We start from the raw sequence: 21,597 nt of genomic DNA on the forward strand, positions 1-21,597 counted from the left end.
TTCTGCCGCGCGGCGCGCCGGGGATGTGTAGCCGGGGCCACACCGGAGCACCCACCAGGGCATGACCAGTGACTCCGCGCCGCCTCCCGTCATCGGGGCGATCGTCGACGACCGGGACGGCACTGCCCTGGGCACCGTGACCGCGGTCTTCCTCGACGACGTGACCGGCCAACCGACCTGGATCGGCCTCGCCGACGGGCAGCACGCCGCACCCGACGACGAGGAGGTGCCGGTCATCGCGCCGATGGCCGGCGCCGAGTTCTCCGGCGGGCGGCTGCACCTGACGGTGCCCGCCACGGCGGTCCGCTCCGCCCCGCGCGTGGCCCGCCCGGACCACCTCAGCCCCGACGAGGAGGCCACGCTGCAGGAGCACTACCGCGTCGGCGCGGTCGCCGGGACCGCACCGGTGCTGGAGCACTCCGGCACCGGCCCGTTCCCGACCGCCGGCGGCTCGGCCGACACCGCGATGACCCGCTCGGAGGAGCAGCTGCAGGTCAGCACGGTGATCGAGCCGTGGACCCGGGCGGTGCTGCGGATCGAGGAGGTCACCGAGGAGGTCATGGTCCCGGTGACGGTGACCCGGCAGCGGGCCCGGATCGAGCACCTCCCGCTCCGCGCGGGCGACCGGTCGGCCGGCGACGCCCCGGACGGGGTCGGTGGTGACCGGACCGGCGAGTGGGTGACCCTCTACGGCGAGCGGCCGGTGGTCTCGGTCGAGCGGGAGCCGGTCGAGCGGGTGCGGCTGACGACGTCCTGGACGACGGAGGAGCACCGGGTCGCCGACCAGGTGCGGCGCGAGCAGGTCGAGCTGACCAGCACCGAGGCCCCGCGGGGCTGAGCCGGGTCAGGCTCCGGGGCCGTCCAGCCACCAGCCGAGGGCCCCGGAGACCAGCCCCGGCGTGACCACGTGGCCGCCGGCGAACTCGTCGTAGGTGACCTCGTAGCCGTCGGCGGCCAGCTCCGCCGCGACCCGCCGGCCGCAGCGCGCCACCGGCAGCACCCGGTCGTCGGTGCCGTGCGCGATCCAGAACCGCGGGCGCCCGTACCGGCCCGGTGGGGCGGCGAACCCCGGGGAGAAGGCCAGCACCGCCCCGGTGAGGTCGCCGTTGGCGATCCCCAGCGACAGGGCGTACGAGCCACCGTCGGAGAACCCGCCGATCGCCACCCGGGAGACCGCCGTGCGGGCGAAGACCTGGGCGAGGGCGGCGTCGATGGTGGCGACGTCGCGCCCCAGCCCGCCGGCGACGAGGTCCCAGGTGGACGCCACGGACGTCGGCGCGACGACGACCACCCCGCGGGCGGTGGCCAGCTCCCCCACCAGCGCGAGGGAATCGGCCGCCGAACCGCCCGCGCCGTGGCAGAACACCAGCAGCGGGCGGGGCCCCGGCTCCCCCGGGGGCACCGCGACCACCGCCTCCGCCGACGGCCCCAGGTCCAGGGTGGTCAGGCCCGGCGGGAGGGGTGCGGCGGCGGGCTCGAGGGCGGGACGGCTGTCGAGGCGGCCGTCGGCGGCGCGGCGGGGAACGGTCACCGGCCGGGGCTACCCCGCGGCCGGCCGGTCCGCACGGCCCGAGTGTGCACTTCTGGTCGCCGACACGCGAGGACATGCCGTGGCGAGCGACCGGAACTGCCCAGTCGGCCGGACGGCGCCGGCTCAGTCGGCCGGGCGCTCACCCGGCTCGACGATGTGCACCCGGACGGCGCGGAACTGGCCGGGGGTCTGCAGCAGCACCGCCTTGGTCGGCTCACCGACGTCCAGCGGGGGCAGCCGGGGCAGCTCGGCCAGCGGGCGCAGCCGCGGGTCGTCGAGCACCTCGGCGACCAGCCCCCGGTCCCCGCCGGGGGCGAGCGCCTGCAGGCCACCGGCGTGCGGCAGCAGCACCCGGGCCGCGGTGTCGGCGGCCGCGCCGACCACGGCGTCGGTCTGGTTGGCCCGCCGCCGGGCGAACCGCTGCTGCGACCAGCCGCCGGCGGCGGTGCGGCCCTGCACCTGCCGGGCGTCGACCTTGGAGACGACGAGCGCGGCGCCGTCGAACACCCCGACCGCCCAGCGGCCGCGCCGGACCAGCAGCACGGCGGTGCGCCGGGGTGCCTTCGCGGCCACGGTCAGGGAGGTGAGCACCGCGGGCCCCGGCGTCCAGCCCGGTGGGCCGCTCACCCGCAGCCAGGTGGCGTCCGCACAGGTGACGACGACGTCGCCGTCCTCGACCCGCACGTCGCTGAAGGTGCCGTGCCGGTCGGCGACGCCGTCCAGCCAGCGGCCCAGCCGCTCGGGGGCCACCCCGAGCACCCGGCCACCCCCGGCCGCCGGGCGGGGGGCCGTCACCGGGCCAGCGCGGGGCTGGCGGCGTGCTCGGCGGGCACGTGCAGCAGCCGTTGTCCCAGGGTGACGGCGGCGGCCGCGACGAGGGCGGCGACGGTGGCCACCAGCACGCTCGCGTTGGCGCCCACCGTGTCGACGATCTTGCCCGCCAGCGAGGCACCGACGGCCACCCCCAGCGCGAGGGCGGTGCCGATCCAGGTGAACGCCTCGGTGACGGCCGCCCGCGGGACGAGCACCTCGGCCAGGGTGAAGGCGCTGATCAGCGACGGGGAGACGGCGACCCCGGCGAGGACCACGAGCGGGAGCATCACCCAGAGGGAGTCGACGAGCAGCAGCGGGACGGTGCACACGCTCAGCACCAGCAGGGCGGCTCCCAGCCGGTGGCGCAACGGCTGCCGCCAGTGGACCGTGCCCCAGCCGATCCCCGAGGCCATCGACCCGGCGGCCAGCCCCGCGATGAGCAGCCCGGCCAGGGACCGCTGGTCCACCTCGTCGGCGAAGGCGACCAGCGCGATCTCCAGCGTGCCGAGGACCGCCCCGACGGCCGCGCCGACGACGAACAGCACGCGCAGCCCGCGGGTGCGCATCGCCGAGGGCCCGCCGCGGTGCTCGTGCTCGGCCGGCGGCGGCTCGGTGCGCCGCTGGGCGGCGAACAGCAGGCCGCCGACCGCGGCCAGGGTGAAGGCGGTGACCAGGCCGGAGGTGGTGTGCCCGGTCGTGGACAGGAAGGTGACCAGCACCGGCCCGACGATGAAGACGAACTCGTCGACCACCGACTCCATGGCCAGCGCGGTGGGCAGCCGCGGCGTCCCGCGCAGCAGGTGCGTCCAGCGCACCCGGATCATCGAGGCGACGGGCGGGATGGTGGCCCCGGCGGCGCCGGCGCTGAGGAACACCGTCCACAGCGGCCAGCCCTGGCGCACCGCGGCCAGGAAGAGCAGCCCGGAGGTGACGAAGGCGGCCAGCACGCCGAGCAGCACTCGCCGCTGGGCGTGGTTGTCGGCCAGCCGGCCGATGACCGGGCCGGCGACGGCGGTGGTGACCGCCCCGACGGCGGCCACGGCGCCGCCCAGCCCGTAGGACCCGGTCTCGTCCTGGACCAGCAGCACGCTGCCCAGGCCGAGCATCGACAGCGGCAGCCGGCCGATGAGGGCGGCCAGCACCATCGGCACCGCGTGCGGGGTCCGCAGCACGTGCAGGTACGGGTTGGGCACGAGCGGGACTGCCTCCGTCGCGGGGTGGTGCGTGCCGGCGCCACGGTAACCGACGGAACCGTCCGGCCCCGGACACGACGGAGCCCCGCCCCCGACCGCGTTGTCGGGAACGGGACTCCGTCCGGAGCCGGGCCGCGACGGCGACGCTGCCGCGCGGACCGGGGCCTTCGTTACGCCAGCCGGCTCTTGAGGATCTCCAGCTCGTCCCAGAGCGTGGTCGGCAGCTTGTCGCCGAACTTCTCGAACCACTCGGTGATCTGCGGGACCTCGGCGCGCCACTCCTCGGGGTCGACGCGCAGCGCCTGCTCCACCTGCTCCCGGGTCATGCCGAGCCCGGAGACGTCCAGCGAGTCCGGCGTCGGCACGTGACCGACCGGGGTCTCCTCGGCCGCGGCGGTGCCCTCCAGGCGCTCGACGACCCACTTGAGCACCCGGCTGTTCTCCCCGAAGCCCGGCCACAGGAAGCCGCCGTCGGCGTCCCGGCGGAACCAGTTGACGTAGAAGATGCGCGGCAGCTTCGTGGCGTCGTGGGCCTTGCCGGTCTCCACCCAGTGCCGGAAGTAGTCACCGGCGTTGTAGCCGATGAACGGCAGCATGGCGAACGGGTCGCGGCGGACGACGCCGACGGCACCGGTGGCCGCGGCGGTGGTCTCCGAGGAGAGCGTGGCCCCCATGAACACGCCGTGGTTCCAGTCCCGCGCCTCGCTGACCAGCGGGATGGTGGTCTTGCGCCGGCCGCCGAAGAGGATCGCCGAGATCGGCACGCCCTTCGGGTCCTCGTACTCCGGCGCGAGGATCGGGCACTGGGTGATCGGCGTGCAGAACCGGCTGTTCGGGTGGCTGGAGGGCTCGTCGCTCTCCGGCGTCCAGTCCCGGCCCTTCCAGTCGGTCAGGTGCGCCGGCGGCTCGTCGGTCATCCCCTCCCACCAGATGTCGCCGTCGTCGGTGAGGGCGACGTTGGTGAACACCGAGTTGCCCGCCTCGATGGTGCGCATCGCGTTGGGGTTGGTGTCCCAGCCGGTGCCCGGCGCCACGCCGAACAGGCCGTACTCGGGGTTGAGCGCGTAGAGCCGGCCGTCCTCGCCGAACCGCATCCAGGCGATGTCGTCGCCGAGGGTCTCGACCTCCCAGCCCGGGATGGTCGGCTCGAGCATGGCCAGGTTCGTCTTGCCGCAGGCGCTGGGGAAGGCCGCGGCGACGTAGTAGGTCTTCCGCTGCGGGCTGGTCAGCTTGAGGATCAGCATGTGCTCGGCGAGCCAGCCCTCGTCGCGGGCCATCACCGAGGCGATCCGCAGCGAGTAGCACTTTTTGCCCAGCAGCGCGTTGCCGCCGTACCCGGAGCCGTAGGACCAGATGGCCCGCTCCTCGGGGAAGTGCACGATGTACTTGGTCTGGCTGCACGGCCAGGGGACGTCGGCCTGCCCGGGCTCCAGGGGCGCGCCGAGGGAGTGCATCGCCGGCACGAAGTCACGGTCGGTGCCCATCGCCTGCAGCACCCGGCTGCCGATGCGGGCCATCACCCGCATCGAGACGACGACGTACTCCGAGTCGGTGAGCTCCACGCCGAACATCGGGTTCTCGGCCTCGACCGGGCCCATGCAGAACGGGATGACGTACATGGTGCGGCCGCGCATGGAGCCGCGGTACAGCTCGGTCATCACCGCCTTCATCTCGCCCGGGTCCATCCAGTTGTTGGTCGGGCCGGCGTCGGCCTCGTCGACCGAGCAGATGAAGGTGCGGTCCTCGACCCGGGCGACGTCGCTGGGGTCGGAGACGCAGTGGAAGGAGTTGGGCTTTGCCGCCAGCCGGGTGAAGGTGCCGGCGTCGACGAGCCTGGTCGTGAGCCGCTCCCACTCCTCGTCGCTGCCGTCGACCCACACCACCTGGTCCGGCGTCGTCAGCTCGGCCATCTCCTGCACCCAGGCGAGCAGCCGGGGGTGCGTGGTCGGGGCGTTGTCGAGGCCGGGGGTGGCAACAGAAGTCACGGCGTCTCCTCTGGGGTACGCCGGTGCGGGACCACACCGGCGCTGGAGCTGGACGGCTGGGGAGCGCCGTCCCGGCCACGTCGGTGGGGCCGGGGCGGATCGCACGAGACTAGCCGTTGGGTTGAGTACGTATAAGACGTCTACCTCAAGTGTGACCCAGCTCGCCCCGGGATGTACCGGGACGGATGTCCTGTTGTGCGAGCCGTGAGCGAATCGAGCACCCCCGCCCTCCTGCAGCCGCTGACCCTGCGCGGGGTGACCCTGCGCAACCGCCTGGCCGTCGCCCCGATGTGCCAGTACTGCGTCTCCGACGGCCTGGTCGGCGACTACCACCTGGTGCACCTCGGGCGGTTCGCCCTCGGCGGGTTCGGCCTGGTCATGGTGGAGGCCACCGGGGTCACCGCCGACGGTCGGATCAGCCCCGGCGACGTCGGCCTGTGGAACGACGACCAGGTGCCCGGCCTGGCCCGGGTGGCCGCGTTCCTGCGCGAGCACGGCAGCGTGCCGGCCATCCAGCTGGCGCACGCCGGCGGCAAGGCGAACACGCTGCGCCCGTGGGACGGCAACGGCCAGGTCACCACCGAGAACGCCCGCCCCGGCGACGAGCCGTGGACGCCGGTCGCCCCCAGCGCCGTGCCGATGGGCGAGGGGTGGACGGCGCCGCGCCCGCTGGGCACGGAGGAGCTGGGCGGGGTGCGCGACGCGTTCGTCGCCGCCGCCCGCCGCGCGCTGACCGCCGGCTTCCAGGTGGCCGAGGTGCACGCCGCGCACGGCTACCTGCTCAACCAGTTCCTCTCCCCGCTGACCAACCTGCGGGACGACGAGTACGGCGGCTCGCTGGAGAACCGGATGCGCTTCCCGCTGGAGGTGGTGGCCGCCGTCCGTGCGGTGTGGCCGGCCGACCTCCCGCTGGTGGTGCGGGTCTCCGCCGTCGACGCCACCCGCGAGGGGACGACGCTCGAGGACACCATCGCGTTCGCCCGCGAGCTGAAGGCGCTCGGCGTCGACGCGATCGACGTCTCCGGGGGTGGGATCGGCGCCGGCTGGGAGCACCCGATCGGCTACGGCTACCAGGTCCCCTTCGCCGCAGCGATCCGTGCGCAGGTCGGGATCCCGACGATGGCCGTGGGTCTGCTGGTCGACCCCGCGCAGGCCGACGCCGTCGTCGCCGGCGGCCAGGCCGATCTGGTCGCGGTCGCCCGCGAGGCCCAGGACGACCCGAACTTCGCCGTCCACGCCGCCCGGGCACTCACCGGCTCCCACGACGCCTACCCGGTGCAGGCCGGTCCCCGGCTGGCCTCCCGCGAGCGGCTGCTGCAGCGCCTGGGCCCGTGGACCGGCCCGGACCCGGTGCGGGTCGAGGCGCCGGCCGCCCAGGCCTGAGCCCAGCCACGCGCAACGGTTCGGACGGCGGCCGGACGGGAAAGCGCCGTCCATGACCGTCACCGACCCGGACACCCCGGACCCGCTCAACGACCCGCGCACCACCCAGGCCGACCCGGGCGCGCTCGGCGAGGGCGAGGACCTCGCCTCCGCCGAGGACGACGCCGTCGCCACCGGCGAGGACGAGCTCGCCACCTCACGCACCGAGGCCGACGAGGCCGGCGGTGGCGACGTCACCGGCGGGTTCGCCGGCGCGGTCGGCGAGGCCCCGACCGGCGACCGGACCTGAGGCGGACCGGTCCGTCCGCACGATTGGCCGGCGCACCCCCGGGTAAGTCGGGGAGCGCACACGCACGCCGGGCCCAGCCACGGCCCGGCCGCCGAGCGACCCACGAGGAGGACCCATGGCCACCGGTGAGACCGGATTCGCCGACGTCACCTTCGACCTGATCTCCGTCCAGTACCACTCCCTCAAGGCCGGGCACGACTACGGCCAGTACGTCCGGGACGCCGAGAACGCCGGCCTGGACGACGTCGCCTCGTTCTTCCGCGAGGTGATGGAGCAGGACTCCCAGCGCGCCGCGCGCTGCCACGAGCTGCTGCGCAACCTCTCCGGTACCGAGCAGGGCGGTCCGGCGGCCAGCTGACCGTCCCCCCGCCGCACCTCCCGGAGCCCCGGCCGCACGCAGCGGCCGGGGCTCCGGCGTCGGGACGTCGGAATTCGTTGGCCCGCGCACCGGGCCGCTGCGTAGCCTCCTGGGCCGGTTCGACCCGTCCCGCACCCCCAGGAGGCTCCCCGTGCAGGCCCTGTCCGAGGCCGCGATTCGCAGGTCGCTGGTCAACTGCTCCCGCAGTGAGGCCGCGGCGATGACGCTCCCCCGCGACATCGACCAGTTCGACTGGGCCGCGGCCGACGTGCTCGGCTGGCGCGACCCGAAGGCGGAACTGCGCGGCTGGCTGGTGCACGAGCACGAGGGGCGGACCGTCGGCCTGGCGCTGCGCGCGGCGGACACGAAGATGTCCAGCCGCCGCTCGGCGATGTGCCTGCTCTGCCACACCGTGCAGAGCGCCGACGCGATCTCGCTGTTCACCGCCCGGCGGGTGGGCGAGGCCGGGCGCAGCGGCAACACGGTCGGCACCTACGTCTGCGCCGACCTGCGGTGCGCCGGCCGGGTACGGGAGGTGCCGCCGTCGGCCCAGCACCTGAGCGAGGAGCTGCAGGCGCTCGCCGTCGAGGAGCAGGCCGAGGGGCTGCGCCAACGGCTGGCGGCGTTCACCGCCGACGTGCTGCGCCGCTGAGCTCCGGGGACGACGATGGGGCGATGATCAAGACCCCGCTGACCCGCTGGTTCGACCTCGACACACCCGTGTTCGGGGCGCCGATGGCCGGCGTCGCCGGAGGCGAGCTGGCCCGGGCGGTCTCGCTCGGCGGTGGGCTCGGGATGATCGGCGTCGGTGCGGCGACGACGCCGGAGTGGCTCACCGAGCAGGCCCGGGTGCCCGCCGAGGCCGACGTCTCCTTCGGCGTCGGGCTGATGGCCTGGGTGCTCGCCGACCGCCCCGAGCTGCTGGCGGCGGCGGTGACCACCGAGCCGGCGCTGGTGTCGGTCTCCTTCGGCGACCCGGCGCCGTTCGTCGGCCCGCTGCACGACGCCGGGATCGCCGTCGCCACGGCGGTCAACACGCTCGCCGACCTGGACCGGGCGCACGCGGCCGGCGTCGACGTGATCGTGGCCCAGGGCACCGAGGCCGGGGGGCACACCGGGCACCGGTCCACCCTGCCGCTGCTGCAGGAGGTGCTGGCCGCCACCGACCGGCCGGTGCTCGCCGCGGGCGGGGTGGCCACCGGCGCCGGGCTGGCCGCCGTGCTGGTGGCCGGGGCTGCCGGGGCGTGGCTCGGCACCCCGTTCCTCAGCTGCACCGAGGCGGTCAACGCGCCGGCGGCGCGGGAGCGGATCCGGGCCGCGAGTGGCGACGACACCGTGCTCACCCGGGCGTTCGACATCGCGCAGGGGCTCGCCTGGCCGGACCGCTGGCCCGGCCGGGCCCTGGCCAACGAGTTCACCGAGACCTGGCACGGCCGGGAGGCGGAGCTGCGCGGGGACACCCGGGCGGCCGACCGGGTGCGCCGGGCGCAGGCGGACGGCGACCTCACGGCCGCACCGGTCTACGCCGGGGAGTCCGTCGGGCTGGTCACCGCGGAGGAGTCGGCCACCGACGTCGTCCGGCGGCTGACCACCGACGCGCGGAAGGCACTGGAGCGCGCCCCCCGCCTGCTCGGTTAGACGGAGCAGCTGCCGTCGTCGCAGCCCTCGGCGGCGGGGACGGTGGTGAGCGGGTGGGTGTCGGCCCAGGCGCGCTCGAGCAGCTGCAGCAGCGTCTCGGCGGGCTGGGCACCGGCGGCGCCGTAGGTGCGGTCGACGACGAAGAACGGGACGCCGGTGGCGCCCAGTGCCCGGGCGGTCTCGATGTCGGAGCGGACCGCGGGCAGGAACCGGCGGTCGGCCAGCGCCGCGCGCACCTCCGCCTCGTCCAGCCCCACCTCGACGGCCAGCGGGACGAGCGCGTCGACGTCGAAGACCGACCGCTGCTCGGTGAAGTGGGCGTGCAGCAGCCGCTCCTTCATCTGGCTGCGCAGCCCGTGCTCGGCGGCCAGGTGGATCAGCTGGTGGGCCAGCAGCGTGTTGCCGCTGACGCCGTCGGCCAGGTGGTACTCCAGCCCCTCACCCGCGGCGATCTCCTCGACCCGGCGCATCTGGCCGGCCATCTCCTCGACGCTGCTGCCGTACTTCGCGGCCAGCGCGGGCAGGGTCGGCTCGGTGTGCCCCTCGGGGATGCTCGGGTCGAGCTGGAACGACCGCCAGACGACCTCCACCTGATCGGCGTGCGGGAAGCGGGAGAGCGCCGTCTCCAGCTTGCGCTTGCCGATGTAGCACCACGGGCACACGACGTCGGACCACACCTCGACCTGCATGACCCGCGCAACCAGCGCCATGGCCGGCTCATTCCGCCTGCGCCGCCACCGGCACGTACTGCGCGCCGATCCGGATGATCTCCTCGAGCCGCTCGCGGGCCCGGGTGAGCTCCTCGATCTGCCGGCTGATGCGGTCGCGCTGCTCGGTCAGGTGGGCCAGCATCGCCGGGGTCGCGACGCCGGTGTGCACGCACGGCAGCAGCTCCAGGACGTCCTTGCTCGACAGCCCGGCCGCGTAGAGCTGCTGCACGAACCGCACCCGGCCGACGGCGTCCTCGGGGTACCGGCGCTGCCCGCTCGGGCTGCGCTCGGCGGTCAGGAGCCCCTGCTCCTCGTAGTAGCGCAACGCCCGCACGCTCACGCCGGCCGCTGCGGCGACCTCACCGATCCGCACCCTGCCTCCCGTGGCTCAGGTCACTCTTGCCTCTGACGTCAACGTCAGGTCCTACCGTCCTCGGCAGCCCACCAGAACGCAAGGAGATCCACCATGGACATCACCGGATCGGTCGCCCTCGTCACCGGCGCGAACCGCGGCCTCGGCCGCCAGTTCGCCCAGCAGCTCGTCGAGCGCGGCGCCGCCAAGGTCTACGCCACCTCCCGCCGTCCCGAGCTGGTCGACGTCCCGGGCGTCGAGGTGCTCCGGGTCGACATCACCGACCCGGAGTCGGTCGCGGCGGCAGCTGCGGCTGCCGGCGACGTGACCCTGCTGGTCAACAACGCCGGCATCACCACCCGCTCGAACCTGGTCACCGGCGACCTGGCCGAGGTCCGGCGGGAGATGGACACGCACTTCTTCGGCACGCTCGGCGTCGTCCGGGCGTTCGCTCCGGTGCTGGCCCGCAACGGCGGCGGCGGGATCGTCAACGTGCTCTCGGCGCTGTCCTGGTTCTCCACCGACGGCGCGAACGCCTACGCCGCGGCCAAGGCGGCGGCGTGGAGCCTGACCAACGGCGTCCGGATCGAGCTCACCGGCCAGGGCACGCAGGTGACCGGCGTGGTGCTAGGCGCGGCCGACACCGACATGATGGCCGGCTACACCGGCCCGATGAGCGACCCGGCCGACGTCGTCCGGACCGCGCTCGACGGCGTCCAGGCCGGCGACTGGGAGGTGCTGGTCGACGACTGGAGCCGGGGCGTCAAGGCCTCGCTGGCGCGCGACCCGCGCGAGTTCTACGGCCAGCCCGTGGCCTGACGAAGGACCCCACTGCCCCCACCGCCCACGTCCGGGCGGCCCCGTTGCAGGGGCCCGCCGCGAGCTTGCGAGCGGTGGGGGGCAACGGGGCCCTCGTTCAGCGGACGCCGACGAGGTCGACGACGAAGACCAGGGTGGCGCCGGGCTTGATGACGCCCCCGGCGCCCCGCTCGCCGTAGGCCTTGTGCGGCGGGATGGTCAGCCGGCGCCGACCGCCGACCTTCATCCCCTGGATGCCCTCGTCCCAGCCCTGGATCACCATGCCGACGCCCAGCCGGAACTCCAGCGGGTCGCCGCGGTCCCAGGAGGCGTCGAACTGCTCGCCGCCGTCGTGGGTGACGCCGACGTAGTGGGCGCTCACCAGGCTGCCGGCGGTGGCCTCCGGGCCGTCGCCGACGACGAGGTCCTCCATCACCAGGTCGTCGGGGGCCGGACCGGTGGGCGGCTCGACGTCGGGGCGGGTCAGCTCTGCCACGGGGTCTCCTCGGGGTTCGGCGCCGGGACCTCCCGGCGCGGGCACTGCCCCCATCCAACCCGCCACCCACCCGGTCCCGCAGGCCGGGCCGCCCGCCTGGATGGCACATCACCGCCCGGCGGGAGGTAGGTTGCCCACGGTGGCCGGGTGTGCACAGCCGGCTGCGGTCCTGGGGCGCGCGTCACCCCCGTCGTCGTGCCGGCATCGGTCGGGAGGTGTGCAGGTGGCCCCTGGTCCCTCGTCGGACGCCGCGGGCGACCTGTTCTCCGGCGGCGGTGAGACGGGCCGGCTGATGGCCGCCCTGGACTGGTCGGCCACCCCGGTCGGCGCCGTCGCCTCCTGGTCGGCGGGCCTGCGCTACGCGGTGCGCACCGTCCTCGCCTCCCGCTACCCCATGGTGCTGACCTGGGGGCCGGAGTACACGCAGTTCTACAACGACGCGTACGCACCGTTCATCGGCGCCAAGCACCCGGCGATCGGCGAGGACATCCGGGTCACCCTCGCCGAGGGCTGGGCCGCGCTCGCCGGTCCGGTCGACCACGCGATCGCCACCCGGGAGGCGTCCTGGCTGCCCCGGCTGCCACTGCTGCTCGAGCGCGCCGGCTACCGCGAGGAGACCTACTTCACGGTCTCGCACGCTCCGGCGTTCGAGGACGACGGATCGGTCGGCGGCATGCTCGGGGTCTGCACCGAGGTCACCGGCGAGGTGCTCGGGGAACGCCGGCAGCGCCTGCTGCACGACCTGTCCAGCGCCGGCGCCTCCCTCGCCGACGAGGAGCAGCTCCTCGCCGCGCTGGGCACCGTCCTGGGCAGCGACCCGCTGGACCTGCCGTTCGCCGCGGTCTACCGGTACGGCGACGGGACCCTGCGGCGCGCCACGGTGACCGGCTGCCCGCCGGAGCAGCTGCCCGCGGAGGTGCCCGACCCGGGCGCGCTCCCCGGGCCGGTCGCCGGGCTCGGCCTGCGCGGCGGCGCCTGGTCCGACCCGGTCACCACCGCGGTGGTGCTGCCGCTGACCGCGCCGGGCGGTGAGCTCGTCGGCGAGCTGGTCGCCGGGGTGAGCCCCAACCTCGCCCTGGACGGGGAGTACCGCACCTTCCTGGAGCTGACCGCCGGCCAGGTCGCCACCGCGCTGGGCAACGCCCGGGCCTTCGAGGCCGAGCGGCAGCGGGCCGCGGCGCTGGCCGAGCTGGACCGGGCCAAGACCGCCTTCTTCTCCGACGTCAGCCACGAGTTCCGCACCCCGCTGACCCTGCTGCTGGGCCCGATCAGCGACGTCCTGGCCGACCCGGACGCAGCGCTGCCGGAGACCGCCCGCGAGCAGCTGACCCTGGCGCTGCGCAACGGGCAGCGGCTCCAGCGCCTGGTCAACGACCTGATGGACGTCGCGGCCATCGAGGCCGGCCGCGCCGCCGCCGTCCGGGTGGAGACCGACGTCGCCGCGTTCACCGCCGAGCTCGCCGGGGTGCTGCGCGCCGCCGCGGAACGGGCCGGCCTGGAGCTCACCGTCGACTGCCCGCCGCTGCCGCGCCCGGCCTTCGTCGACCCGCGGATGTGGGAGAAGGTGGTGCTCAACCTGCTGTCCAACGCGGTGAAGTACACCTTCGTCGGCAGCATCGCGCTCACCCTGCGCGCGGAGGGGGAGCAGCTGGTGCTCACCGTCCGCGACACCGGCATCGGCATCCCTGCCGCGGAGCTGCCGCTGGTCTTCGACCGCTTCCACCGGGTGCGGGGCTCCGCGGCCCGCACCCGGGAGGGCACCGGCATCGGGCTGGCGCTGGTCCGCGAGCTGGTCGCGCTGCACGACGGCACCGTCACGGTGGCCAGCGAGCCGGGGGTCGGGAGCACCTTCACCGTCTCCGTGCCGTTCGGCTCCCCCGACGCCGTCGCCGACGACGCCCCGCCGGCGCCCTCCGTGGCCGCGCACGGCACCGCGGCCAGCTGGGAGCAGGACGTCGCGGTGCTGCCGGACCCGGTCGCGCCGGCGGGCGCGACGGCGACGGTGCTGGTCGTCGACGACAACGCCGACATGCGCAGCTACCTGGTCCGCCTGCTCTCCCCGATCTGGGCGGTGCGCACCAGCCCCGACGGCGAGGACGCGCTGCGCAGCATCGCCGAGCACCGCCCCGACGTGGTGCTCACCGACGTGATGATGCCGCGGATCGACGGGTTCGAGCTGCTGCGCCGGCTGAAGGCCGACCCCGGCACCCGGTCGATCCCGGTGATCATGCTGACCGCCCGGGCCGGCCAGGAGGCCGCGGTCGAGGGCCTCGCCGCCGGCGCCGACGACCACCTGGCCAAGCCCTTCCAGGCCGCCGAGCTGGTCCACCGGGTCCGGGTCGCGGTGGAGCGCGCGGGGCAGGCCCGGCCGGTTCCCCCACCGCCGCCCACGGCGGCCGTCGGGCCTGCGCCGGACGTGCGCTCGCTGGTCCCGGCCAGCCGCCGGCCGGCCGTGCACGTCCCCACCCCTCCGCCGCCCCCGACCGCCGACGGGGTCTCCCGGGAGCGGTGGCGGTTCGCCTCCGTCCCGCAGTCGATCGCCGGGCTGCGCCGGGCGCTGCGGCGGTTCCTCGCCGCGGCGGAGCTCGACGAGGACCAGGCCTACGACCTGACGTTGGCCGCCTGCGAGGCGGCGACCAACGCGATCGAGCACGCCCAGGACCCCAGCGAGCCCTTCTTCGACGTCACCGCCGAGGCCGGCGCCGACGCGGTGGTCATCACCGTGCGCGACTACGGGCAGTGGCGCGAGCGGGTCCCGAGCATGGACCGTGGCCGCGGCGGGATGCTGATGAGCGCCTTCGCCGACGTCACCGCGACGCCCGGCCCCGAGGGCACCACCGTGACCATCCGCGCCGCCCGCAGCTGAGCGGCCCGCCCACCCGCGCTGGTCAGACCCGGACGACGACCCCGCGGCGGAGCAGCAGCACGCACAGCGCCCAGATGACCGCGACCGACGCGGCAGCGTAGAGCCAGGCCGCCGGCGTCGCGCCCACCAGGCCGGTGAGCCGGCCGTCGACGGCCGGCTGCACCGCGTCGCCCAGGGCAGCGCGGAAGACCAGCTCGGAGAAGACGAAGGCCACGATCGCGTTGGCGCCCAGCACCTCGGCCGGCCGCAGGGAGCGGCGCACGCCCCGCTGGTCGGCCAGCCAGTGCAGCGCCGCCAGCGCGAGCACCGCGATCCCGCCGGTGACCAGCACGAACGACGGCGACCACAGGCGCTTGTTCAGCGCGGTCAGCGGGGTCAGCGCCAGCCCGGTGACCAGCAGCGCCGTCCCCCCGCCGGCCAGCCGGACGAGCACGGTCCGCCCGGTGGCGGATTGCAGCGCCCGGCCCGCCAGCACGCCGATGAAGACGGTGACCGCGCTGCCGAGGTAGGAGTGGGGGGCCTCCGCGGAGAAGGGCAGCCCGAGGGCCCCGTCGACGGCCTGCCCCCAGGACCGCGCAGGGGCGGCCCCGGCCAGCTGCGTCGCCACGGTCAGCCCCGCGAGGACGGCGACCGCCGAGGCCGGCTGCACCGCCCGGGGGAGCCTGAGCAGGAGCCAGCACAGCAGGTAGGCGCCGGCGACGTGGCCGAGCACGCCGGCACCGGTGGCGCCCGGCCCGTACTTCGCGGTGACCACCAGCCAGCCCAGCAGGCCGAGCTTCAGCACCCGGCCCAGCACGTCGCGCGGCCGGGCGGCCCGGCGGGAGAACGGCATCGAGACGCCGACCACCACCAGGAAGACGGGGAAGACCACGTCGGCCAGGTGGAGCCCGTCCCACTCGGCGTGCTGCAGCTGGCGGGTGATGCTGTCGTTCCCGCGGTTGTCCACGGCGAGCATCCCGACGACGGCCAGCCCGCGCAGGGCGTCGACGCCACGCAGCCGCGGGGGCGCTCCCGCCGGGGGGCGCGCCGCCTCGACCGAGCTCGGTGGTGCCACCAGCCGGCTGGTCACGCGCTCACGCTAGGGCGGGCGGGCCCACCGCGCCTGCCGAGCCGGGCTGCGCGCTGCGCCCCTCCCCCGTCGGGGCGACACGCCCGGCCGGTGCACCGGCCGGGCCGCGCCGCCTGGGTTAGCGTCCGCCGACCGACCAGCCGCGCGCCTGCACCCGGCCGGGATCCGGGCCGGGAGCGAGCAGAGGAGCGACGGATGGCGGGGGCCACGAGCCGACGGCGGTTCCTGCTGGGCGCCGGCGCGACGGGGGTGGCCCTGGGGCTGGGCTCGGCCGCCACGGCCGATGCCGTCTCCGGCACGCTCGCCGCGGACCTCGTCCCGGCGCCCCGTCCGCCCGCCGACGGCACGTCCGGGCAGGGGGTCGGCGCCGCCTTCCCGGAGGTCTGGGAGGAGCCCGGCCGCTGGGGCGCGCCGCGGGTCGTCTGGTCGCTGCCCGTCCAGCAACCAGTGGCCGCCCTGACGTTCGACGACGGCCCGACCCCGGACTACACCCCGCGCGTGCTCGCCGCGCTGGCCGCGGCCGGGGTCACCGCCACCTTCCTCGTGATGGGGCACAACGCGGTCACCCACCCCCACCTGCTGCGCGAGATCGTCGCCGCCGGGCACGAGGTCGGCAACCACACCTGGAGCCACCTGGACCAGACCTCGAGCTCACCGGCGCAGGTCCGCGAGGAGATCGTCCGCTGCAAGGACGAGGTCGAGGCGCTCGTCCAGCAGCCGCTGACCGCCTTCCGCCCCGCCCGGGGCAAGCTGACCGGCTACGGGCTCCGGGTGTGCGCGGAGCTGGGCTCGGAGGTCTGGATCTGGTCCTGCAGCCGGGGCCCCGACGGCGTCGGCACCCCGGGGGTGGTCGCCGAGCACGTCGCCGGCACGGTCCGGGCCGGGGACGTGGTCTGCCTGCACGACGGGCTGGGCCGGGGGACCTTCCAGCCCGGCACCGCCTTCACCCGGGGCCTGGCCGCCCGCCGCGAGGTGGAGGTCCGGGCGTTGCCGGAGGTGCTGCGACGGGTGGCCGACCGTGGGATCACACTGACCAGCGCGGGGCGGCTGCTCGCCGCCGCGGACCGGGAAGCCGCCGTCCGCACCCTGGCGGCCACCGGCGAGGTGGCCGGCGCCTGAGCCGGGGACCGGCGACCGCGAGCCGGGTCAGTCGGCCCGGCAGGGCGGGCGTTCGGCGTGCCAGCTGGTCCGCTGCTGGTACCAGGCGCCGGCGTCCAGCAGCAGGTCCTCGCCACCGACCGCGGCGGTGAGCTGGGCGCCGACCGGCAGGCCGGAGACCGGGTGCCGGCCGACCGGCAGGGCCAGCGTGGGGCCGGCGTGCAGCGACCACGGCGCGGTGAGCTGGCCGAGCCGCCGGGTCAGGGTGAGCACGTCGTCGGCGGCGACCGCCGGGGGGACGTCGGCCGCGAGCGTGGGCGTGAGCAGCACGTCGACCTCGCCGAACACCTCCTCCAGCCCGCGCTGGTACTCCGCGCGGACCTGCAGCGCCTCGGCCCGGTCACCCTCGGAGACGCCCTCGCCCACCCGCAGCCGGGCGAGCGTGTCGGGCTGGAAGAGCTCCGGGGTGGCCAGCCGCTCGCGGTGCAGGTCGGCGATCCCGGAGTAGACGATCGTGTAGAGCACGTCCTGCGCGACGCTGATCGCGGGCACCGTCACCGGCACCAGCTCCGCGCCACCCTCGGCGAACACCCGGCCGGCGGCCGTGACCACCTCGGCGACGCCGGGGTCCAGGTCGTCGAACCACGGCTCGGGGAGCCCGATCCGCCGGGGCACGGCCGGCCGCAGGGCGCGCGGCTCCCGGCCGGCGAGCACGCCGAAGGCACGGGCCACGAGCTCCACGGTGCGGGCCAGCGGCCCCACGGTGTCGACCAGCTCGCACACCGGGAAGGTCCCGGCGTCCGGCACGACGGAGATGCCCGGCCGCAGCCCGGTGACCCCGCACGCCGCGGCGGGCAGCCGCACCGAGCCACCGGTGTCGGTGCCCAGCGCGAGGTCGACCAGGCCGGCGGCGACCGCCGCGCCGGAGCCGCCGCTGGAGCCACCGGGCAGCCGGTCCAGCGCCCAGGGGTTGCGGACCGGGCCGGCCACGGAGTTCTGGCTGGTCAGCCCGACGGCGAACTCCGACAGGTTCAGCTTGGCGACCATCTGCGCGCCCGCCTCGGCCAGCCGGGCGACGACGACGGCGTCGGCGTCGGGGACCCGGTCGGCGAAGAACGCCGAGGCGCAGGTGGTGGGCACCCCGGCGGTGTCGATGTTGTCCTTCAGCCCCACCCGGACCCCGGCGAGCGGGCCGTCGGGGGCGTGCGGCAGCGGCGGGTCGATCCAGCGCAGCACGGCGTTGGTGGCCGCGCGCACGTCCTCGTCCCGCCGAGCGCGCTCGGCGGCGTCCGGTGCCGTCACCGTCAGTGCCCGCCCCGCGGAGTGGTCAACGGCGGCGGGACGGCGGTCACGGGCGGTGAGCCTGCCACCTCACGGGCCGTCCGTCAGCACGCACCGTCACGGCGATCCGCCCTCGGCCGGGCGCGGGTCGTCGATGGAGTGCTCGTCGACGAACAGCGGCGGGAGGAAGCGGAGCATCAGCACCGACCAGGTGAGGTGGGTGAGCACCGGCGCCTGGATCCCCCCGCTGGCCCGGCGCTGCAGGGCGAAGAGCAGGCCCATCGGCACCGAGGCGAGCACCAGCGCGGGGTTGCGCGTGGCCACGGTGGCCAGCGAGTAGACGGCGGAGGACTTGAGCACCGGGTGCTCCACGCCGACCGCGGCGTACAGCGCGCCGCGGAAGAACACCTCCTCGGCGACGCCGTTGGCCAGCGTCGTCACCGTCACCATGCCCGGGTTGCCCTGCTGGGCGTAGCGCAGCACCCGGGTGATCGAGGCGTCCAGCGGCGGGATGCGCTTGGCCACCCGGGCGGCGCCGTAGAACAGCCCGAAGGCCCCGGCCCCGGCGAGCACCGGGGTGAGCAGCGGGCGGCGCAGCGTGGCCCGGGGCGTCTGCACCCAGCCCAGGTGCAGCGGGCCGGACGCCACCCCGCCGGCCACCCAGGTGGCGGCGACGCCGAGGGTCAGCCCGTAGAAGGACGGCGAGTTGGGCCGTCGGGACAGCGAGACGCCCAGCAGCCCGGCCCCGAACACCGAGACCGCGCCGGTGACCCGGCGTCGGCGCCGGAAGGCGGCGTCGGACTCCCGGTGGTCGCGGGGCACCTTGTCCACCAGCCAGGACGGCGCCCGGGCCAGCAGCCGGGCGCGGGTCACCGGCTCCGCCCCGCGCGGGCCGCCCGGCGCGCCCGGGCGCGTTCCCCCAGGGCGGTGAGCACCGCCTGGTCGTAGTCCATCGGCTCGAACGGCACGACCCGGCGGATCGAGTCGTCCCGGACGACCACCTCGTTGGTCATGGAGTCGATCAGCGACCGCCCGGTCTGCAGATCGACGTCGGTGACCAGCGACAGCCACCGGGACGACAGCTGCGGGCTCAGCAGCGGCACCGGCACGATCAGCAGCCGCCGCCCCTGGAGCTCCGCGACCCGGGTGAGCATCTCCAGGTACTCGAGCACCTCGGGTCCGCCGACCTCGTAGACCTGCCCCTCGGCCTCCGGCGCCTCCAGCACCCCGACCAGGTACCGGACGACGTCGGCGATGGCGATCGGCTGGGTGCGGGTGTGCACCCAGCGGGGGGTGACCATGGCCGGCAGGTGCGCGACCAGCTGGCGGGTCATCTCCCAGGAGACCCCGCCGTGGCCGACCACGATGCCGGCCCGCAGCACGGTGACCGGCACGCTGCCCTCGGCCAGCAGCCGCTCGACCTGGCGACGGCTGCGCAGGTGCGCGGAGAGGTCGTCGGCGTCGTTGCCCAGCCCGCCCAGGTAGACGATCCGGCCGAGCCCGGCATCCGCGGCCGCGCGGGCGAAGGCGCGGGCAGCTGCGGCGTCCTTCTCCTGGAAGTCCGCCGAGTCCAGCGAGTGCACCAGGTAGTAGGCGGCCGAGCAGCCGGCCAGCGCGGCACGCAGCGAGGCCTCGTCGCCGACGTCCCCGGCCACCGGGGCACCTGCCCCGGTGTAGGTGTCCGGGTGCCGGGTCATCGCCCGGACCTCGTGCCCGGCCTCCTCCAGGGCGACGCACAGCCTGCCGCCCACGAACCCCGACGCCCCGCTGACCAGTACCCGCACGGCCCCAGCCTCCCGGTGCGCCCGGTCCCGCGCGACTCAGGAGCGCACGGCCCACCCGGCGCTCCGGCTCCGGCGGCGCGATGATCGGCCCATGAGCGCCCCCGGCGAGGACCGCAACGTGCTGGGCGGTCCGTTGGAGCCGTGCGGCACCGACCCGATGACCGGCTTCACCCGGGACGGCTCGTGCCGCACCGGGCCGGCCGACCTGGGCAGCCACACGGTCTGCGCCGTGGTCTCCGCCGAGTTCCTGGAGATGCAGCGCCGGCTGGGCAACGACCTGGCCACCCCGCGCCCCGAGTACGGCTTCCCCGGGCTGCGCCCCGGCGACCGCTGGTGCGTCGTCGCCGTCCGCTGGTACCAGGCCCTGCAGGCGGGCGCCCCGGCCGGGGTCGTGTTGGCCGCGACCAACGCCCGCGCCCTCGAGGTGGTGCCGCTGGAGGTGCTGCGGTCCCAGGCCGTCGACGTCCCGGACGACCCGTCCTCGCTCTGACCGGTGTCAGCTGGGCACGGTCTCCGGCAGCGGCGCGGGCTCCGCCGTCCGGGCGGTCTGGGCCAGCACGATCCCGGCCAGGACGACGGCGCCGCCGGCGATCTGCCACCCGGTGAGCACCTGCTCGACCCAGAGCCAGGCGACGATCGAGGCCAGCACCGGCTCGGCGGTGGCCAGGATCCCGGCGGTGGTCGGCGGCAGGTGGCGCAGCGCGGCCAGCGAGAGCCAGAAGGGCAGGGCGGCCCCCAGCACGGCGATCCAGCCGACCAGCACCCACGCCGGCACCTCGACGTCGCCGAGGGAGACCGGCACCCGCTCGGCCAGGACCCCGGCGTCGAACCGCCACCACGGGGCGGCGACCGCCCAGAACACGGCGGCGGCACCGAAGCTCCAGGCCGTCAGCGCCACCGGGTCGCGGTCGACGGTGCCGCGCTCGCCCACCAGGTAGTACGTGGCCAGGCAGACCGCGGCGCTCAGGGCGACCGCCACGCCGACCGGGTCCAGCGAGCCGCCGCCCGCCCAGACCTCGGCCACCAGCACCAGGCCACCGAGGGACAGGCCGAGCGCCAGCCACATCCGGCGGCGCACCTGCTCGCGGCGGACCAGCCACACGTACAGCGCGATGAACACCGGCGCGGTCATCTCGAAGACCAGGGCGATGCCCACCGGCAGCCGGCCGTCGATGGCGACGTAGAAGAGGAACTGGGTCAGGGCGATGCCCACCACGCCGAGCACGGCGACGAAGGGGACCTCCCGCCGGCGCAGCCGCAGCCGCCCCGGGGCGAGGACCGCCAGGCCCGCGATCAGGGCGATCGCCGCCCCGGTGCAGCGCAGCGCGGTCAGGTTCGTCGGCGGGATCCCGGCCCGCAGCGCCAGCGTGGAGACCGTGCCGTTGATCGCGAAGACCCCGGCGGCGGCCAGGGTGAGCAGGGAGCCGACAGCGGGGCGGCGGGTGGGCACGACAGGCAATGTAGCGGGCGAACAGCCCGTTGCCGCCTACCCATCCGCCGGTGGTCAGCCCTCGAGAGCGGCCGGGTCCATCCAGGTCATCTCCCAGACGTTGCCGTCGGGGTCGGCGAAGCTGGTGCCGTACATGGAGCCGTGGTCCTGGGCCGGCTGCCAGGGCCTGCCCCCGGCGGCCAGCGCCCGGGCCAACAGGTCGTCGCACTCCGCCCGGTCGGCCGCCGAGAGGGCGTTGATCACCGACGTCACCTGCGCCGGGTCGCCGACCTGGCCGGGCACGAAGCCGGCGAACTTCTCCCGGGTCAGCAGCATGACCACGATGTTCTCCTCGACCACCATCGCGGCCGCCGTCTCGTCGGTGAACCGGGCGTCGTTCCGGAAGCCCAGGGCCGCGTAGAAGGCCGTGGCCCGCTCCAGGTCGGTGACCGGCAGGTTGACGAAGATCATGCGCACGGGGACTCCTCGGTTCGTGGGACCGCCGTCCGGTCCCGTCGCGAGCA

23 protein-coding genes are annotated in these 21,597 nt (G+C 75.7%); 10 read left to right on the plus strand and 13 right to left on the minus strand.

From position 1 onward, the window contains the following. The first annotated feature begins 61 nt into the window (after positions 1-61). On the plus strand, positions 62-838 hold the full coding sequence (locus tag ACI795_RS08685) for a PRC and DUF2382 domain-containing protein (RefSeq protein WP_457075091.1): 777 nt from the start codon (positions 62-64) through the stop codon (positions 836-838). Between the two features lie 6 nt (positions 839-844). On the opposite strand, the gene ACI795_RS08690 is transcribed toward ACI795_RS08685, so the two are convergent. The 4 genes from ACI795_RS08690 to ACI795_RS08705 all read right to left on the minus strand — a co-directional run bounded on the left by ACI795_RS08690 (position 845) and on the right by ACI795_RS08705 (position 5,522). Continuing rightward, complete coding sequence (locus tag ACI795_RS08690; protein ID WP_457075092.1) at positions 845-1,531, minus strand: alpha/beta hydrolase; 687 nt, start codon at positions 1,529-1,531, stop codon at positions 845-847. Positions 1,532-1,654: 123 nt separating this feature from the next. Next, positions 1,655-2,326 carry an acVLRF1 family peptidyl-tRNA hydrolase gene (locus tag ACI795_RS08695; protein WP_457075093.1) on the minus strand — a complete coding sequence of 224 codons (672 nt, stop codon included), beginning with the start codon at positions 2,324-2,326 and terminating at the stop codon, positions 1,655-1,657. Further along, a complete protein-coding gene (locus ACI795_RS08700) occupies positions 2,323-3,537 on the minus strand; it encodes an MFS transporter (RefSeq protein WP_457075094.1) in 1,215 nt (404 codons plus the stop codon). Before ACI795_RS08700 ends, ACI795_RS08695 begins: the two co-directional genes overlap by 4 nt. A 170-nt stretch (positions 3,538-3,707) precedes the next feature. Then, positions 3,708-5,522, minus strand: a complete 1,815-nt coding sequence (locus ACI795_RS08705) for a phosphoenolpyruvate carboxykinase (GTP) (RefSeq protein WP_457075095.1) — start codon at positions 5,520-5,522, stop codon at positions 3,708-3,710. A 204-nt stretch (positions 5,523-5,726) separates the two neighbouring features. Between ACI795_RS08705 and ACI795_RS08710 the strand changes: the two genes are divergently transcribed. The 5 genes from ACI795_RS08710 to ACI795_RS08730 all read left to right on the plus strand — a co-directional run bounded on the left by ACI795_RS08710 (position 5,727) and on the right by ACI795_RS08730 (position 9,190). After that, on the plus strand, positions 5,727-6,905 hold the full coding sequence (locus ACI795_RS08710) for an NADH:flavin oxidoreductase/NADH oxidase (protein WP_457075096.1): 1,179 nt from the start codon (positions 5,727-5,729) through the stop codon (positions 6,903-6,905). Between the two features lie 52 nt (positions 6,906-6,957). Continuing rightward, positions 6,958-7,194 carry a hypothetical protein gene (locus ACI795_RS08715; RefSeq protein WP_457075097.1) on the plus strand — a complete coding sequence of 79 codons (237 nt, stop codon included), beginning with the start codon at positions 6,958-6,960 and terminating at the stop codon, positions 7,192-7,194. A 115-nt stretch (positions 7,195-7,309) separates the two neighbouring features. Further along, positions 7,310-7,552, plus strand: coding sequence for an acyl carrier protein (locus tag ACI795_RS08720; RefSeq protein WP_457075098.1), 243 nt, complete (start codon positions 7,310-7,312; stop codon positions 7,550-7,552). Positions 7,553-7,703: 151 nt separating this feature from the next. Continuing rightward, positions 7,704-8,204 (plus strand): FBP domain-containing protein, encoded by a 501-nt coding sequence (locus tag ACI795_RS08725; RefSeq protein ID WP_457075099.1) that lies wholly within the window; start codon positions 7,704-7,706, stop codon positions 8,202-8,204. Between the two features lie 23 nt (positions 8,205-8,227). Further along, entirely contained in the window at positions 8,228-9,190 is a 963-nt protein-coding gene (locus tag ACI795_RS08730; protein WP_457075100.1) for an NAD(P)H-dependent flavin oxidoreductase, read from the plus strand. Here ACI795_RS08730 and ACI795_RS08735 read toward each other — a convergent pair. Together ACI795_RS08735 and ACI795_RS08740 are read right to left on the minus strand one after the other, a co-directional pair. Further along, positions 9,187-9,900, minus strand: coding sequence for a DsbA family oxidoreductase (locus ACI795_RS08735; protein ID WP_457075101.1), 714 nt, complete (start codon positions 9,898-9,900; stop codon positions 9,187-9,189). The two genes, ACI795_RS08730 and ACI795_RS08735, sit on opposite strands and share 4 nt — an antisense overlap. A 7-nt stretch (positions 9,901-9,907) precedes the next feature. Next, positions 9,908-10,273 carry a MerR family transcriptional regulator gene (locus tag ACI795_RS08740; protein ID WP_457075102.1) on the minus strand — a complete coding sequence of 122 codons (366 nt, stop codon included), beginning with the start codon at positions 10,271-10,273 and terminating at the stop codon, positions 9,908-9,910. 93 nt (positions 10,274-10,366) lie between these two features. Between ACI795_RS08740 and ACI795_RS08745 the strand changes: the two genes are divergently transcribed. Next, a complete protein-coding gene (locus ACI795_RS08745; protein WP_457075103.1) occupies positions 10,367-11,071 on the plus strand; it encodes an SDR family oxidoreductase in 705 nt (234 codons plus the stop codon). A 97-nt stretch (positions 11,072-11,168) separates the two neighbouring features. Here ACI795_RS08745 and ACI795_RS08750 read toward each other — a convergent pair whose 3' ends face one another. Next, on the minus strand, positions 11,169-11,546 hold the full coding sequence (locus ACI795_RS08750) for an FKBP-type peptidyl-prolyl cis-trans isomerase (RefSeq protein ID WP_457075104.1): 378 nt from the start codon (positions 11,544-11,546) through the stop codon (positions 11,169-11,171). Between the two features lie 223 nt (positions 11,547-11,769). On the opposite strand from ACI795_RS08750, the gene ACI795_RS08755 reads away from it, so the two are divergent. Next, positions 11,770-14,412 carry an ATP-binding protein gene (locus ACI795_RS08755; protein ID WP_457075105.1) on the plus strand — a complete coding sequence of 881 codons (2,643 nt, stop codon included), beginning with the start codon at positions 11,770-11,772 and terminating at the stop codon, positions 14,410-14,412. 22 nt (positions 14,413-14,434) lie between these two features. Here the strand turns inward: ACI795_RS08755 and ACI795_RS08760 are convergent, their stop codons facing one another. After that, positions 14,435-15,481, minus strand: coding sequence for a heparan-alpha-glucosaminide N-acetyltransferase domain-containing protein (locus ACI795_RS08760; protein ID WP_457075106.1), 1,047 nt, complete (start codon positions 15,479-15,481; stop codon positions 14,435-14,437). 195 nt (positions 15,482-15,676) lie between these two features. On the opposite strand from ACI795_RS08760, the gene ACI795_RS08765 reads away from it, so the two are divergent. After that, positions 15,677-16,600: a polysaccharide deacetylase family protein gene (locus tag ACI795_RS08765; protein ID WP_457075107.1), complete on the plus strand. Its 924-nt coding sequence runs from the start codon at positions 15,677-15,679 to the stop codon at positions 16,598-16,600. A 27-nt stretch (positions 16,601-16,627) separates the two neighbouring features. Here ACI795_RS08765 and ACI795_RS08770 read toward each other — a convergent pair whose 3' ends face one another. The 3 genes from ACI795_RS08770 to ACI795_RS08780 form a co-directional block, all read right to left on the minus strand. Then, positions 16,628-17,881, minus strand: coding sequence for an amidase (locus ACI795_RS08770; protein ID WP_457075108.1), 1,254 nt, complete (start codon positions 17,879-17,881; stop codon positions 16,628-16,630). Positions 17,882-17,977: 96 nt separating this feature from the next. Beyond that, a complete protein-coding gene (locus ACI795_RS08775; RefSeq protein ID WP_457075109.1) occupies positions 17,978-18,733 on the minus strand; it encodes a CPBP family intramembrane glutamic endopeptidase in 756 nt (251 codons plus the stop codon). Then, positions 18,730-19,644, minus strand: a complete 915-nt coding sequence (locus ACI795_RS08780; protein ID WP_457075110.1) for an NAD(P)H-binding protein — start codon at positions 19,642-19,644, stop codon at positions 18,730-18,732. The genes ACI795_RS08775 and ACI795_RS08780 overlap by 4 nt, the downstream gene beginning before the upstream one ends. Before the next feature lie 91 nt (positions 19,645-19,735). On the opposite strand from ACI795_RS08780, the gene ACI795_RS08785 reads away from it, so the two are divergent. Next, positions 19,736-20,134 carry a DUF2237 family protein gene (locus ACI795_RS08785; RefSeq protein WP_457075111.1) on the plus strand — a complete coding sequence of 133 codons (399 nt, stop codon included), beginning with the start codon at positions 19,736-19,738 and terminating at the stop codon, positions 20,132-20,134. Between the two features lie 6 nt (positions 20,135-20,140). Here the strand turns inward: ACI795_RS08785 and ACI795_RS08790 are convergent, their stop codons facing one another. Both ACI795_RS08790 and ACI795_RS08795 read right to left on the minus strand, forming a co-directional pair. Beyond that, entirely contained in the window at positions 20,141-21,094 is a 954-nt protein-coding gene (locus ACI795_RS08790) for an EamA family transporter (RefSeq protein ID WP_457075112.1), read from the minus strand. Between the two features lie 54 nt (positions 21,095-21,148). Further along, positions 21,149-21,544 (minus strand): VOC family protein, encoded by a 396-nt coding sequence (locus ACI795_RS08795; protein WP_457075159.1) that lies wholly within the window; start codon positions 21,542-21,544, stop codon positions 21,149-21,151. Positions 21,545-21,597: the final 53 nt, after the last annotated feature.

This window comes from Modestobacter sp. SYSU DS0290 (assembly GCF_054050955.1).

Bases quoted from the DNA above. Each gene is read 5' to 3' on its own strand.
- ACI795_RS08685 (WP_457075091.1), top strand. From the start codon at position 62: ATGACCAGTGACTCCGCGCCGCCTCCCGTCATCGGGGCGATCGTCGAC.
- ACI795_RS08765 (WP_457075107.1), top strand. From the start codon at position 15,677: ATGGCGGGGGCCACGAGCCGACGGCGGTTCCTGCTGGGCGCCGGCGCG.
- ACI795_RS08745 (WP_457075103.1), top strand. From the start codon at position 10,367: ATGGACATCACCGGATCGGTCGCCCTCGTCACCGGCGCGAACCGCGGC.
- ACI795_RS08730 (WP_457075100.1), top strand. From the start codon at position 8,228: ATGATCAAGACCCCGCTGACCCGCTGGTTCGACCTCGACACACCCGTG.
- ACI795_RS08795 (WP_457075159.1), bottom strand. From the start codon at position 21,544: ATGATCTTCGTCAACCTGCCGGTCACCGACCTGGAGCGGGCCACGGCC.
- ACI795_RS08715 (WP_457075097.1), top strand. From the start codon at position 6,958: ATGACCGTCACCGACCCGGACACCCCGGACCCGCTCAACGACCCGCGC.
- ACI795_RS08720 (WP_457075098.1), top strand. From the start codon at position 7,310: ATGGCCACCGGTGAGACCGGATTCGCCGACGTCACCTTCGACCTGATC.
- ACI795_RS08785 (WP_457075111.1), top strand. From the start codon at position 19,736: ATGAGCGCCCCCGGCGAGGACCGCAACGTGCTGGGCGGTCCGTTGGAG.
- ACI795_RS08735 (WP_457075101.1), bottom strand. From the start codon at position 9,900: ATGGCGCTGGTTGCGCGGGTCATGCAGGTCGAGGTGTGGTCCGACGTC.